Genomic DNA, 14,453 nt, shown 5'->3' with positions numbered 1-14,453 from the left:
CACGGGTTCAAATCCCGTACGGGGTACAAGAAGAAAACCTCCGATCTGGTTCGCCAGGTCGGAGGTTTTCGCGTTCGGGCCTTCCCGGCAGGTACCTTGTGTCTATGTTGTGGTTGTTGCCGTCGTTTCTAAGTGGCAGAGCGCGTCAAACTGGCTCAAGCGTGATCGACGCGCTCAGCGTCCCAATGGCGGCGTCTAGCTTGTTTTCCACGATTCCGTTGCTTGCGGTGCCGGCACTGTTTCTCACGACGCTCGGCGGGGGAGTTTTTGGCTCGTCCATGTACGAAGGCTCCAGCGTCGGCGGCTCATCCGGAGGATCCAGTTCGTACCAGCTGAGCGATACGTTCCCAGACCCGGACGCGCGTCCGGCCGAGTTGAAGTCCCTAACGCACATCGAAAACGACGTCTACGAGGTCGTCGTCTATTCGCACGCCATGGGCAAAGAAGTGAAAAACGAGGTGATTCTTCCCGGCGGTTCTGACAACGACACCCCGCGCCCGACCTTTTACCTTCTTATGGGGGCCGACGGTGCCGCGAACGGATGGTCGTGGCGTAATTCTTCGGACTACCAGGAGTTTTTCCAGGACAAGCTGGTCAACGTGGTTACACCGATTGGGTCGGTGTCCTCGATGCAGGCTGACTGGTATCGCGAAGATAAAGCAACAGGGCGAAACAAGTGGCTGACATACCTGACCAAAGAGCTGCCGCCGCTTATCGACGAGCACTTCCACGGCACCGGCCACGACGCCATCGCCGGCATTTCCATGTCCGGAGGGCCCGCGCTGAACATCGCGTCCATCGCGCCGGAGCGCTTTGCCGCCGCGGCCTCCTACTCGGGGTGCCCGGCCACAACCGGGATGCTGGGGGACACCTACGTGCGTGAAGCGCTGAAGATGAATGGCGCTGATCCGAAGAAGATGTGGGGCATGTCGAGCGACCCGGCCTGGCGGGCGCATTCGCCGGTGTTGAACCTGGATGCATTGCGGGACACTGCGCTGTTTATCGCCGCTGCCCAGGGGGTACCTGGCGCGATCGATGCGTCGAAGACATCATCGGAGCGCATTGGCCCGCCTGTGACCATTGAGGCGGCATCCTATGCGTGCTCTGCCTATTTCGCCGACAAAGCCAAGCGGGCAGGCTTGGATGTGGAGTGGTACCCACAGGTGGAGGGCACACATAGTTGGGGGCTTTTTGAAAAGTCCATGCGTGAGAGCTGGCGCGTTATCGGTCCGGCGTTGAATGTGGAGCCGTTTGAGCGCGAAACACCGGTGACAAAGTCGCCGCTGCCAAGCGAAGCGCCACAACCTTTGGGGCAGCGCGGCTCGTCAGGCTCGTCAGAATCGTCAGGCTCGTCAGAATCGTCAGGGTCGAGTTCGTGACAGCTGTTGGGCTACAGTTTGGCGTGTGAAACCAATGATTCGTCGCGGTGTGGCCCTGTGTGCAGCCACTACGTCAGTGAGCTTGCTCGTCGCCACGCCAGCACCGGCGGTGGAATCACGTGAGAGCCTTGGGCTCGTCGAAAAGCAAGAAGCACCTGGATGGACGGGATCATCGCTGATCAACAGCTTCCGTCAGATTGGGCCGGATACTCCGCCGCTAGCAATACCGATCATCCTGATCGGCGCGATGATGAGCGGTATTTTCGGCCACCTGCTGTTCGGACGCTTTGTGTTCGAGGGCAGCTCCCGGGCGGCACAGTCACTTGGCTCGAGCACGGTGGTGGACCAAACGTTCCCGGATTCGGACGCGCCGCCTGCGCAGTTCCGCAAACTGGAGCACTTGCAGGACAACGTGTGGGTGCTCACTGTCTACTCGCCATCGATGCGCCGGGAGATTGAAAACGAACTCATCTTGCCGGAAGGCGGTCCTGAGAACACCGATCCGCGCCCGACGTTCTACCTTCTGGGCGGCGCAGGTGGTGGAATGGTGACCCCGTGGTGGAAAGATGGTCGCGCTTCTGAGTTCTTCGCAGACAAGCACATCAATGTGGTCACTCCGCGCGGCTCTATCGGCTCGCAGCAGGCCGACTGGGCTGGAACGCACGACAAGCACGGCAGTTACAAGTGGACGACGTATCTGACCAAGGAGCTGCCGCCGCTTATCGACGAGCACTTCCACGGCACCGGCCGCGACGCCATCGCAGGCCTTTCGATGTCCGGTGGGCCAGCCCTGCACATCGCCACCTTGGAAGACAGGTTTGTCGCTGCGGGAACATATTCCTCCTGCCCGTCGACAACTGGGCTTGTCGGACAGGCCTTCGCCAGCGGCACCGTGCGCATTAATAAGGGCGACCCAGCACAGATGTGGGGCAGCTCCTGGGATCCGGCGTGGGCCGCCCACTCGCCCGTGCGCAATGTTCAGGGGCTCAAGGGGAAGAAGATTTTTCTGTCGGCCTCACGTGGTTTGCCGTCGGAGCTTGACGTTGAGGTCGTCGATTCGCCCGAGCCACTTCTTGTGCCTGATGAGCAACTCGCGTATGCGTGTTCGCTGCACTTCATCGCAGAGGCACGACGCAATGGCATCGACCCGGATTGGTACGAGTTCAAGGAAGGGACGCACAACTTCGGCTTGTTCCGACGTGAGTTAGTGGCAAGTTGGGACACGCTCGGACCAGCGCTTGGTGTGGAGTAGTTTTTAGCGTCTGACGTGCTGATTTGTTGATATTGGGAAGTTTCCTTTATTGTTAGCAAGTCGCAAAAAGCGAGCGCGCCCCGTTCGTCTAGCGGCCTAGGACGTCGCCCTCTCACGGCGGTAACACGGGTTCAAATCCCGTACGGGGTACAAGGAGAAAACCTCCGATCCGGATTCCGGATCGGAGGTTTTCGCATTGGTAGCGTAGGTTCAGTGACTTCCCTTAGTTTCTTCGAACTCGACGTGTTCTCAACCGGTGCCTACACGGGAAACCCTCTCGCGGTGATCTGCGGGGCGGACCATCTGACCACTGAGCAGATGCAGCGGATCGCAGCTTGGACGAACTTCTCGGAGACGACGTTTCTGCTCGAACCCACCAACGACGAGGCCGACTACCGGGTCCGAATCTTCACCCCAACCGAGGAATACGCCTTCGCAGGGCACCCGACCCTGGGCACGGCGCGTGCGTGGCTGGAGTTGGGTAATACGCCGAAGGCCTCAGGCGGCGTCGTCCAAGAGTGCGGTGTTGGCAATGTGCAGGTGCGTATCAGCGAATCGACGCTCGCGTTCGCAACCCCACCGCTGAAGAATTCTGCACCTCTTACGGCATGCGAGCGTGCAGAGATCTGCGACGTGTTCGGGGTGGGGGAGAGTTCGCTCGTTGACGCCGCGTGGGGCGACAACGGGCCGGGCTGGCGGTTGGCACTGCTGGATAGCGTAGAAACCCTGCGCGCGTTACAACGACCGGCATCGAGCGATCTCAAGGTTGCGTTTGCCGCACTCACGGGTGGGACGGATCCGGCGTATGTGTTACGCGCTTTTACTCCGACGTTCGAAGACCCGGTGACGGGTAGCGCGAACGGTGCGATGGCGCAGTGGCTGCGATCGCGCGGGGACGTGCCGGCAACTTACTCGGTCTCCCAAGGTACTGCGCTCGGCCGGGACGGTCGCGTGGCGATCAGCGACGACGGCTCCGACATTTGGGTTGGTGGAGCGGTGACGGTGCGGGTGCGGGGACAGATTGTCGTCGATTAGCAGAAGTGTTCGAATGTTCCGTCTTTCGTGTCGGCGGCACCTTTACAGTGGGACGTGTTTCCCGACAGAAAGGAGCCGTACATGGCAGAACACATTCCGGTTGCATCCCCATCACCGCGAATCATTCGGGCTATCAACGTCGCCGCATTTGCACACCGCAATGACGTGCGCAAAGGCACCGACATTCCCTACGTATCGCACGTGTTTGGCGTGATGCACTTCGTTTCTCAGGTCACCGACGACGAGGACGTTCTCATCGGTGCACTATTCCACGATATTTTCGAAGATGTCCCCGAGGAATACAGCGCAGAGCAGATGGCTGCGGATTTCGGCGCGCGAGTTGTCGGCCTCGTCCGAGGCGTGACCAAAGACGACAGCATCGGCAGCTGGCAGGGACGCGCCGACGCATACCTTGCTCATCTTCGCGAAGCCGAGGAGGGCAGTGTTCTCATTGCAGCTGCAGACAAACTGCACAACCTGCTTTCCATTCATGCCGACCTCGACATAATCGGGGATGACCTCTGGGGACGCTTCAATTCGCCTGTAGAGCGGCAGGTGTGGTGGTACCGCTCAGTGTGCGATGTGGTTCAGGAACGCTTGCCGGGCAATCAGTTGGGTGCGGAGCTTCGTCGCCAAGTCGAGCGATTGGAAGCCCGCACCGCCTAAGGTGGGGCACATGTCCGGCGTAACTTTTGGCGAATACGACGCGCGTCGCGGCATATGCCGTGCCGATTTCGAGTGGGCAGCAGCAACGCTCGACGAGTACTCCGCAAAGGGGCGTAGCAAATGAAAGTTGCCATCATCGGAGCAGGCCCCCGTGGGCTGTGGGCTGCAGAAGAGCTCATTGATCGTGCGGGGCAGCGTGGAGCAGCCATCGAACTTACGGTGTTTAACGAGACACCGATGGAAGAAATCTCAGCACCAGGAGCGTTTGGTGCCTCGGTTCCGGAGCAGTGGATCCTCAACGCCCCCAAATCCATTGTGGAGACCCACCTGGGGCCCTTAGATCCAAACGACGAGTTGGAAGGGCAGTTCCCTCCACGGCGTCGAGTAGGCGAGCACTTGAATGCTTCGTGGGAAGCGTTGCGGACGAACTTGCCAGCAAAGTGCACGCTTGATTTCCGCATCACTCGGGTACAGGACGTAACCCCTGTGGGAAATGGCGTTGAAGTGGACGGCGAGCAGTTCGACGATGTACTCATGGTGACCGGGCACGCGCATGACTGGCCAGGCTCGCTTGCTCATCAGGATCTCGGGGATCTTCGTGTAATCGCCCCGGCGTACCCGGCAAGCAATCTGGATTCGGTCACATCCGATGACATCGCACTCGTGCGCGGAGCAGCGCTGACCTTTATCGATGTCGTGCGCTATGCAAAGGCGAAAGCGTTTTACCCAGTGACCCGATCGGGCCGTTTTATGGAGGTCAAGGCCTACCTCGACGAGGAGCAATCGCGCGCCGCCCAACCCATCATTGAAAAAGCTGACCGGGCGATTCTGCAGTGCCAGTCGCTTGAAGAGCTCAAGGAAATTCTGACGGAGTCAGCAGAAGCCATCCTCACGATCGTCGGTGGCGAAGGTGCGTGTGAGGATATTCAAGCGGTGATCAACGGCGAGGACTTCACAGGGGATCCAGTGGCGGAACTTCGCACATCCGTCGCTGCTGCAAAAGGGGAGAGACCATGGACGCCGGCGCTTGCTGTGGCGCTGGCGTTTCGCGACACCGAGGATGCGCTCATCCAGCGCGCGTCCTTCGGCGGTCGAGATTCGCTTGGCGGCTCCGAGTTCGACGATTTCATGAGCACACTCGGGCGCGTTGCTACCGGCCCACCTGTTGAATCGGCGGTGGAGATGCTCGCGCTTATCGACGACAACCGGATCCGCACCGACGTCTTCAACCGTGGCGAAGACGATTTGACCGAAGTGGCCAAGGAGGTCGGCGCAACAGTCGTGATTGACGCCGTGAACGCACCTGCCGGAGTCGTCGACGGAACTCTCATTGGGGATCTCGTCGAGCGTGGTGTCGGGATGCGTTATGCAGACACTAGCGCCCTGCACATCCACCCGGACGGCACATTGGTGGGGCAGAAGCACCTTGCTGCTGCAGGGCGGATGAACGAGGGGTTGGTCCTCGGCCACGACACGCTACGCCGAGATAAACAGAACATTATCTATCGGTGGGCTGAGCGTGTCAGTGCCCGTGCAGCGGAGTAGCCCTTAGATCCCGAACTTGTGGCGGATGTCTTGGACGAACTGAGGGTTCAGGTTGACCAGCACCGCAACAATGGCAGCGATGAGGCCGAACAAGATGCCCAACACCGTCAGGACGATGCCGGTCGTGCTGGAGCCGGACGCGTCGGTTTCAGTGGTCTCGTGAGGGCCGTTGTTGGCGTCGTTCTCGGACGGAGTTGTCCCGGTATCGGCGCCGGATTTCTCTGTGGTGGGCGTGACGGTTTGCTTCACCGTCGTGGGGACAACCTTGGTGGTTTCCACAACGGTGGGAGATGGGGACGTAATCGTCGAAGTTTCCGTCAACGTCACCGTGGACACCGAAGTGAGCGTGGTCGGCTTCGCGGCGCTCGTCGTGGTCGCGCTTGGTTTTTCAGTCGTCGTCGGTGCTTCTTCCTGCGGGGCGTCCTCCTGCGCGGCATCCTTCTTCAGCAGGGTGACCTGATCCACCACGTACGGGGTGTTGATGTTGTACGTCGTGAGCTTCAGCGAGTCCGACGAGACATCGATGCTGGTGTAGTCCGGGTTGTAGTCTTGGCGCCAGCGTGCGGTGGACTTGTGCGCCAGGTCAGTAACATTTTCTTCACGGACATTCGGGTGGGTTGTGCCGTTTTCGTCCTGGAAGTCGTAGTACTTGCCACCCGTTGCCGTGGTGGAGGTGACGTAGAGGACCTCGTTGTCTTCCGGAATAAGAATGTCGCCGGACTTCGATGCGCCAGCGGGGATAACAGGGTCGACACCGTTCATCAGATGCGTGCGCGTGTAGATGTGGTCGTGGCCGCTGAGCACCAGGTCCACACCGGCTTCGGACAACTTCGGGGTCAAGGAGTTGCGTAGTTCGACGACATCCTTGTCGGTGTAGTGCGTGCCCTGGGAGAACGGTGCGTGGTGGATACCGACGATCACCCAGTCGGCGTCGCCACCATGTGCGGCAATCGTTTCGTTGACAAACTTCGCGTGGACGTCGATGTCGGCCTTGGATGCGCGATTGCCGTCCAACCCGATGAACAAGACGTTGTTGTAGTTGAAGAAGTAGTTCGCGGTGTCATCAACTTCGTTGGGCAGGAAGTACGTGTCCTGGAAGTGACGGTCGAGCGTGTATGTCTCGTGATTGCCCTTCAGTACGGCAAGGCGGTACTCCTGGAGTTTCTCTGGCGCGGTGAATGCCTCAAGCTGTTTGACCGGGGCACCCCAGCCCTCAACTTGGTCGCCCAGGTGCATGATGAACGCGGAGTCGGGGTGTTCACCGGTTGCGGTATTGACCGCTTTGTTCCATGCGGCGGACTGCTCGGCGATTTTCGTATCTACGCCGATTTGCGCATCGGCCATGGCGAGGAAGCTCCAGGAATCTCCGTCGGTGCCGGTGGTAAAGGTGCGCTGCTCGCTATAGCCACGACGATCGCTTCCAACCCGGTAGGCGTACTCCGTGTCAGGCTCGAGGCCGGTCATCGTCGCTTCGTGCGGGTAGAAGACAGCCGAGTTGTACGGGCCACGGGGCGATTCCACGCGCGTGATGTTGGTTGGATCAGCAGTCGGCCAGTACTCCAGGAACTGTGTTTCGTTGGTCTTCGACTGCCAGGCCAAGTTCGCTTCCGTTGCGTCGGATCCGATGCCGAGGACGATGCGGCTGATGCGGGTGTTGATTGCACCTTCAGGGGCATCTGCAGCGACGGCCGTCGTGGCAGAGCCAAACAGCGATACGACAACGGCCGCGGAGATTGCGCCGCGGCGGAGGGAACGAGGGGCACGGGAAAGCGAAACAGTCATGTCCACCCACACAAGTCACGTTGTTTTAACAGCGGGTTACTAGCGGATCGTCACCTCAGTGAAGTGTGGGTGAACTTTTGGAAACTTGGCGGGTTCCTCGTTGCATGAGTCTGTGAGCTGGTTGAAAGTGAGCGGCATGAGCTCGAAATCCCGTGTCAATCGCCGTATATTTCTCCAAACCGTCGCTGCGACTGTCGCCGCCGCAGCCCTAGGCACAGGTGGTGCCGTTGCTGCCCGCCGCAGCACAGTCTCCACTCCCGAGGTGCCAACGCCGGCGGATCAGTGGGGCTTGCCGTTTTTGCACGGGGTTGCTTCCGGAGATCCGCTGCCAGATCGCGTGGTGCTGTGGACTCGTGTGACGCCCTCGCGCGAGGCGTTGCCGGGCTCAGGTCTTGGCGACGATATCGAGCTGGAATGGCAGATCGACACCAATGAAGACTTCACTCACCCAAAGACAGGAAGCGCGACGGCGAGTGCGGAATCCGACCACACGGTGCACGTCGATCCGGACGGGCTCGATCCAGATACGGAGTACTTCTACCGTTTCATCGTGAAATCCGGTGAGTACGCCGGTGCTTCCTCGCCAATCGGGCGTACGTTGACGGCTCCTGCAAAGGACGCTGACGTCGATACGCTGAATCTCGCAATCGCTTCCTGCGCGAACTGGGAGTCCGGATTCTTTAGCGCCTACGCTGACATGGCCCAGCGTGCGCGCGCGGGCGAAATCGACCACGTGGTGTTCCTCGGCGATTATATCTATGAGTATCCAACCGGCGAATACGTAGGCAAGAGTGGCGTTGCCAGGATGCACCATCCGGAGTGGGAAATCACCACGTTGGAGGATTACCGCCAACGTTACGGCCGCTACCGCACCGACTTGAACCTGCAGGCGGCCCATGCGGCGTGCCCTTGGATTGTGGTGTGGGATGACCACGAGTCGGCGAACAACAGCTGGCGCGAAGGAGCCGAAAACCACACGGACGGCCGGGTTGAAGGGAAGTGGGCGCAGCGCGAAGCAGCGGCGATGCAGGCGTACTACGAATGGCTCCCGGTGCGTCGCAGTGCGCTCATTGAGGCTCCAGGCATCTACCGCAGCTTCCAGTTTGGCAACCTCGCGCAGCTGACCATGATGGATCTGCGCACCTTCCGCGACGAGGAAACCACCAGCGACAACTTTGCCAACGATGAGCGCACAATGCTTGGCGACGAGCAGTTTGCCTGGGTGGCAGAACAACTCCAACAGTCCACCGCACGCTGGGATGTGCTGGGCAACTCGGTGATGGTCTCGCCGATGCGATTTGCCACCATCCCGGACAACGAGAAGGCCAACATCGCTGCAGGTTATATGAAGGAGCGCGCGACGGGCATCGCGGTGAATTCGGATCAGTGGGACGGCTACGCCGCGGAGCGCGACCGCCTGCTCACCATGTTGGACGAGCAGGAATCGAACGCACTGTTCCTCACCGGCGATATTCACTCGGAGTGGGCGAACTCGATCGCCTCACCGTCCGGCTTCGGCGAGATCGGCTGCGAGATGGTCACCACCTCAATCTCCGCGCCTAACGTGGACGAGATCCTGACCACCGCGTTCGGCACGTACCACAAGGAGGACAACTCCACGTCGTTGCTGGTGGAGCAGACGATTCGGGATGCCAACCCGTGGGTCAGCCATATCGATTTTGACGCACACGGCTACGGCGTGGCCAGCATCCACTACGACTACGTGGACATGCTCTACTACCGCGTCTCGGACGTGGAGGACCCGGACGCTTCCGTCAGCTTGGGCGAGAAGCGCCAGTGGCGCATCGGCGAGGGGTTCGTCGAAGCATAATCTGCTTATCGACGACGGCCGCGACATCTGGGTGGGCGGTCACCGCCCGCGTGCGCGGCACCATCGACCTGTAGGCGCGGCTAGGACATCATCACCTTGGTCTGGGCGACCGCCTCGTCCATGCGGCTGATCGCGTGGTGCAGCCGGTGGCGCAGCCAGAGGCCGAGGAGGAGGAAGGGCAGTGCGAAGAGGACGAGGATGCCGAGGTCTCGCCAGAAGTCCCAGCCGTAGGTGCCGAAGACCGCGGCGCGCATAGCGCGGATCGAGTAGGTCGCGGGCAGCCAGGGGCTGATCGCCTGCGTCCAGCCCGGCAGCAGCTGCAGCGGGTAGGCGCCGCCCGCCGCCGAGACCTGGAGCACCAGGATGAGCACGCCCACGGCCTTGCCGGCGTTGCTCAGGGAGAGCACCAGCGTGTAGCAGATCAGGTGGAAGACCAGGCTCGAGACCCACCCCGCCATGAAGAGGAGGAAGGGGTGCGCGGGCTCGATGCCCACGTAGACGATGAGGCCCGCCATGAGGAGCGTGGATTGGGCCAGGCCGGTGGTCACGAACGTCAGGTAGCGGCCGAAGTACTTCTGGCCCGCGGTGACGCGGCCGGGATCGACCACGTTCTGTTCGATGGAGCGGTCGTCCGTGCGCACGGCCACTGACGTCAACAGGGCGCCTACCCACAGGGCGAGGACCGTGTAGAGCGGGGCCATGCCGGCGCCGAAGCTGACGCGGGGGAAGACCTCCTTGCGCTCCACCTTGACTGGGTCGACGAGGGCGTCGGCGAGCTCCTCCGGGTGGCTGGAGACGAGGTCGGCCAGTTTCGTCAGGTCCCCGCTCGAGCGCGCCTGCGCGATCGACTGCTGCGCCTCCTGCATCCTCGCTGCGTTGGCGCGCAGGGATTCCGCCGTGTCGCGCAGGTCCGCACCGGAGGCTGCGAGGGTGTCGCGCAGCGAGCCGGGCCGATTGGCCAGGGCAGAGGAGACGCCGTCCATGTCCGAGCGGGCCTTGTCGACGTTCGCCCGGACGTTGTCCAGCGAGCCCGACAGCGCCTTGAGGCGCGGGCGGATCCCGGTGTCGTAGGAATTCTTGGCCGAGTCCATCGCCTCGCGGGCCCGGGCGATCGAGTCCTTGATCTCCTGCCGGTCCGCGTTCTTCCCGTCCCGGCTGCCCTGCCCGGCGGTGAGGCGCGTGGCGGCGTCGTTGAGTCGGTCGCGCACGGCCGTCTGGCGGGCGATAGCGTCGTTGAGGTCGCCGACCACCGCGCGCACCGCCGGTTGGGCGTCGGGGGGAAGCGCCGGGGCGACTTGGTCGTTGATGGTGTCGCGCAGGGCCGTGTACTGCTTCACCTGGACATCGATGCGCGCGGCGATGTCCGTCAGGTTCGCGGCGGTGGCCTGGGAGGTGGCGGAGGAGTCCGCCATCAGCTGGTCGACGCGGTCGCTCACTGCGGCGAAGCTTTCCGACGTCGCCCCCAGCGCCGCCGCAAGCGCCGCGCCGTCTCCGCCGAGGCCCGCCCCGGTGGCTCCGAGGTCGACGGGGTGGACCTGCCCGAGAGAGTCGCCCAGCGCCCCGGAGATCCGCTCGGCGCTGTCGACGAGCGGCACGCTCGACTCGGTGAGCGAGGCGAGCGCGTCGACGGTGCTGGCGCTGGAGAGCAGCTGGTCGCGGGCGCTGGCAGTGCGCGTCTCGATGGAATCGAGTGCCTGCTTGGTCTCCGCCTCGTTGAAGAAGTCCGAGGCCGTCTCGATCAGCCCGAATGACACCTCGGAGAGGGCCCTGGTGAACGACGCGCTGATCTGGGCGCTGACGCCCTGCGTGCCGTTGGAGATGAGCAGCGGGGAGATGGGGTTCTTCTTCTCGTTGATGTAGAGGTCGATCCGGCTGGGTTCGGCGTCGCCGGCGTAGAAGGTGAACATGTCGTCGCTCAGCGTGGGCGGCAGGACGATGGCGGCGTAGTACTCGCCGGATTTCGCGCCCTCGATGGCATCGTCGGCGTCGGTGATGACCCAGTCCATCGACTCGTCGCGGTAGAGCTGGGAGAGGACCATGTCGCCGACGTTGACGGCCAGCGGGGTGAGGTCGCTCGTGTGGCCGCGGTCGGTGTTGGCCACCGCCACCTCGAGGCGCTCTGTGTTGGCGAAGGGGTTCCACGTGGCCAGCACGTTGAACCAGGCGAAGAGGCAGGGAATGGCGATGAGGCCGACCATGACGATGCCCGCCATGACGTTGGTGTAGAGACGGCGCAGGTCGTTGTAGGCGATGGAGAAGACGGTTCTCACTTGGTGTCCTCGCTTTCGGCATCCGCGGGCCCGATGGTGACGCTGGTGCCGGCGGAGTCGTGGCGGTGGATCACGGCGTCGCGCAGCTCGGCCTCGCCGAGGCGCGAGACCTGTTCGGCGTCGACGAGGCTCTGCGTGAAGTACTCCACCGCGCCGAGGTAGAGGACGACCAGCAGCGACCAGGCGACGACGATGGCCAGCATGATCGTCTTGTCGGTGGGCAGGAGCATGGTGAGCAGGGTGATGATGGCGATGCCGACAATGCCCGCGACGATCCCGCCGAAGATGAGGGTGCGGTAGTTCTCCCGCAGCATCCGCGCCCGCTTCTCGACGCCACCGCGGAACTCATCCCGGTCCGACAGGGCGGCCATGATGTCGGACGCGCGGTAGGGCGAGCCCATGACCTCCACCTTCTCGTTGGTGATCAGGTTCGTGCGCGCGAGCTGGCGGTTGAACAGGAGGTTGGCGTGCGAGGAGGTGAGTCGGAACAGCCACCCCAGGGCGAAGGCCGCGGCGGACATGGCGAGAAGCGCCGCCATGAAGCGGAGGTAGTGGTGGCCGTAGAACCCGGCGACGGTCTCGCGCATCGCGTCGATGCCGTAGCGGAAGGGGAGGAAGGGGTAGATGCGGCGGAAGAAGTCGGGCATGAGCTCGATGGGGTAGAGGCCCGACGCGCCCGGGATCTGGATGACGACGAGGAAGACGGCGATGCCGCGGCCAATGTGGCCGAGCGCGGAGACGATGGAGTAGATGATCCCCGTGTAGGCAACCCCGATGGCGATTGCGGTGACGAGAAAGGCCGTGACGGACTGCATCTGCACCCCGAAGGCCACGTTGCCGAGCGTCACCACGACGGCCTGGAGCACCGAGAGCGTGGCGAAGAGGAGGAAGCGACCGAGGTAGGCCTGGCCGACGGTGAGGCGGCGGAAGCCCTCGGTGTCGACCTCGACGCGGAAGATGATCGTCAGCACGAACGCGCCGATCCACAGGGCCAGGTTGGTGAAGAAGGAGGCCATGGAGCTGCCGTAGTTCTCCGAGGGGAAGACGGCCTGCTGCTCGACGGTGACGGGCGAGGAGATGTACTCGCCGATCTTCGCGGAGTTGAGGTTCGTGACAGTGTTGAGGGCCTCCGAGTCGGAGGTGGCCAGGAGGGCGTTGATGTCGGACTGGGCGGCGCGGGCGCCGTCGGCAAGCGTGCCGAGGTTGCCCGAGACCTCGTCGAGGATGCCGAGGCTGGCCGCGAGCTGGTTGTCCACCCCGGCGAGCAGGGAGGTCGTTTCCTCGCGCAGGGCACGCTGGCTGCTCAGCGCGCCGCGCACGGAGGCGACGCTGCCGGAGGCCTGCGCGAGCGAGGCGTTGATCGCGGGCACGGACTCGCCGAGCTGCGTGCTCGCGTCGCGCGCTGCGGCGTTGGAGTCGGCGGCCGTGGCCTCGAGGGAATCGCCGAGCTCGCCTATCGACGCCAGCGCGGCGCTCGCGCTGCGGTCCACGTTGTTCAGGCCGTCGAGGACGGCGTGGGAGGCGGCGGTACGCTCCTCCAGCGCGCTAGCCGCGGCGTCGAGCTGAGCGCGGACCTCAGGCGATAGGGCCGCCCCGGCCGACATGGCGCGCAGCTGCGCGGCGGCGGATTCGCCCTGCTTGACCACGCCGTCGACCTCGCCGACGGCGGAGCGCACCCGCCCCTGGGCGGTGCCGAGCTGGCCCGTCGCCTCCGCGATGGAGGCGTTGGCGGAGGCGGCGCCGAGGCTGAGCGCGTTGGTGGACTCGACGAGCGCGGTCGATGTGTCGGCGCTGAAACCGGCGGAGGACTTCTGCAGCTCGGCGATGATCCCCTCGGCCTCGCCGAGAGAGGAGTCCACGGACCGGAGGGTGTCGTCGACGGAGCCGACGAGGGTGTTCAGCTCGGCGACAACCGGGCGCGCACCGCTGATGCTCTGCTTCATCGTGGCCACCCGCCCCTGGGAGGCGTCGAGGTCGGCGGCGATCTGGCCGAAGCTCCCGGAGGCTTTGCCTCGGGCCTCCTCGGCGTCATCGCGCGCCGCGAACCCCTTGTTGCGCAGCTCGGTCGCCGCGGCCTCGCCGACCTTCTTCTTGAAGGCCTCGGACACGGCCGTGTCGACGGCGGAGGCGCCGGCGTCGGTAATCGAGGGGGTGACGCCGTTGCTCTTCTCGTTGACGTAGTACTCCAACACCGGCTGCGTGTAGGTGCCGCTGACGAGGCTCAGCAGGTCCTCGCTGAACTCGGGAGGGATGAGGAACATGGCGTAGTAGTCGCCGCGCATGAGACCGTCGCGTGCCTCGTCCTCGGGGAGAAACACCCCCCCGATCTTGTCGTTGGCCTTGAGCTGCTCGGTGATCTGCTCGCCGACGTCGACCTCGCCGACGCGCTCGGCGGAGGCGCCGCGGTCGTTGTTGACCACCGCGATGCGGATGTTCTGGGTGTGGGCGTAGGGGTCCCAGAAGGCGTTGATGTTGAACCACGCGTAGAGCGCGGGGGTGATGAGCACGCCGACGATGATGATGAAGGCCCGGGGAACGCGCAGCAGGCGACGAATGTCCCGTCCAAGAATCTGCCCGCTCTTGCTCACGTGGCGAGCGTACCCTCGAATGGAGCGTTGGGGGAAACACCCCGGGTCTGGGCCAAACTCGAGTCCTTCAACCCCGGCGGTAGCGCCAAGGACCGCACAGCCCGC

At 63.2% G+C, this 14,453-nt stretch carries 9 protein-coding genes and 2 tRNA genes (1 of these 11 only partly in view); 8 read left to right on the top strand and 3 right to left on the bottom strand.

Translation table 11 applies throughout. From position 1 onward, the window contains the following. The 7 genes from HMPREF3171_RS08200 to HMPREF3171_RS08170 all read left to right on the top strand — a co-directional run. Positions 1-26: transfer RNA gene (locus HMPREF3171_RS08200), tRNA-OTHER, on the top strand; it begins 50 nt to the left of the window's first position. Between the two features lie 135 nt (positions 27-161). Then, a complete protein-coding gene (locus tag HMPREF3171_RS08195) occupies positions 162-1,379 on the top strand; it encodes an alpha/beta hydrolase (RefSeq protein WP_070484221.1) in 1,218 nt (405 codons plus the stop codon). A gap of 34 nt (positions 1,380-1,413) precedes the next feature. Next, positions 1,414-2,631: an alpha/beta hydrolase gene (locus tag HMPREF3171_RS08190; protein ID WP_246815358.1), complete on the top strand. Its 1,218-nt coding sequence runs from the start codon at positions 1,414-1,416 to the stop codon at positions 2,629-2,631. Positions 2,632-2,708: 77 nt separating this feature from the next. Next, positions 2,709-2,781, top strand: a tRNA-Glu gene (locus tag HMPREF3171_RS08185). Positions 2,782-2,844: 63 nt separating this feature from the next. Continuing rightward, positions 2,845-3,666 carry a PhzF family phenazine biosynthesis protein gene (locus HMPREF3171_RS08180; protein WP_070422963.1) on the top strand — a complete coding sequence of 274 codons (822 nt, stop codon included), beginning with the start codon at positions 2,845-2,847 and terminating at the stop codon, positions 3,664-3,666. Positions 3,667-3,747: 81 nt separating this feature from the next. Further along, positions 3,748-4,332 (top strand): HD domain-containing protein, encoded by a 585-nt coding sequence (locus HMPREF3171_RS08175; protein ID WP_070422962.1) that lies wholly within the window; start codon positions 3,748-3,750, stop codon positions 4,330-4,332. Positions 4,333-4,452: 120 nt separating this feature from the next. Continuing rightward, the gene (locus HMPREF3171_RS08170; protein WP_070422961.1) at positions 4,453-5,877 is read left to right on the top strand and encodes an FAD/NAD(P)-binding protein; all 1,425 of its coding nucleotides are present in this window, start codon (positions 4,453-4,455) and stop codon (positions 5,875-5,877) included. A gap of 3 nt (positions 5,878-5,880) precedes the next feature. Here HMPREF3171_RS08170 and HMPREF3171_RS08165 read toward each other — a convergent pair whose 3' ends face one another. Then, on the bottom strand, positions 5,881-7,659 hold the full coding sequence (locus tag HMPREF3171_RS08165) for a fibronectin type III domain-containing protein (RefSeq protein WP_141740858.1): 1,779 nt from the start codon (positions 7,657-7,659) through the stop codon (positions 5,881-5,883). A gap of 136 nt (positions 7,660-7,795) precedes the next feature. Here HMPREF3171_RS08165 and HMPREF3171_RS08160 point away from each other — a divergent pair, with 136 nt between their 5' ends. Next, the gene (locus tag HMPREF3171_RS08160) at positions 7,796-9,490 is read left to right on the top strand and encodes an alkaline phosphatase D family protein (protein WP_070422959.1); all 1,695 of its coding nucleotides are present in this window, start codon (positions 7,796-7,798) and stop codon (positions 9,488-9,490) included. 80 nt (positions 9,491-9,570) lie between these two features. On the opposite strand, the gene HMPREF3171_RS08155 is transcribed toward HMPREF3171_RS08160, so the two are convergent. Then, on the bottom strand, positions 9,571-11,760 hold the full coding sequence (locus tag HMPREF3171_RS08155) for a YhgE/Pip domain-containing protein (protein WP_070484218.1): 2,190 nt from the start codon (positions 11,758-11,760) through the stop codon (positions 9,571-9,573). Continuing rightward, a complete protein-coding gene (locus HMPREF3171_RS08150) occupies positions 11,757-14,348 on the bottom strand; it encodes a YhgE/Pip domain-containing protein (RefSeq protein WP_168161890.1) in 2,592 nt (863 codons plus the stop codon). Before HMPREF3171_RS08150 ends, HMPREF3171_RS08155 begins: the two co-directional genes overlap by 4 nt. Positions 14,349-14,453 lie beyond the last annotated feature (105 nt).

The sequence above is a fragment of the Corynebacterium sp. HMSC08F01 genome (assembly GCF_001807545.1).
GTDB lineage: Bacteria > Actinomycetota > Actinomycetes > Mycobacteriales > Mycobacteriaceae > Corynebacterium > Corynebacterium coyleae.
This window is presented reverse-complemented; position numbering and strand designations above follow the sequence as displayed.

What these genes read in the sequence shown, in the direction of transcription:
- HMPREF3171_RS08190 (WP_246815358.1), top strand. Translation starts at nt 1,414, where the DNA reads ATGATTCGTCGCGGTGTGGCCCTGTGTGCAGCCACTACGTCAGTGAGC.
- HMPREF3171_RS08175 (WP_070422962.1), top strand. Translation starts at nt 3,748, where the DNA reads ATGGCAGAACACATTCCGGTTGCATCCCCATCACCGCGAATCATTCGG.
- HMPREF3171_RS08170 (WP_070422961.1), top strand. Translation starts at nt 4,453, where the DNA reads ATGAAAGTTGCCATCATCGGAGCAGGCCCCCGTGGGCTGTGGGCTGCA.
- HMPREF3171_RS08165 (WP_141740858.1), bottom strand. Translation starts at nt 7,659, where the DNA reads ATGACTGTTTCGCTTTCCCGTGCCCCTCGTTCCCTCCGCCGCGGCGCA.
- HMPREF3171_RS08160 (WP_070422959.1), top strand. Translation starts at nt 7,796, where the DNA reads ATGAGCTCGAAATCCCGTGTCAATCGCCGTATATTTCTCCAAACCGTC.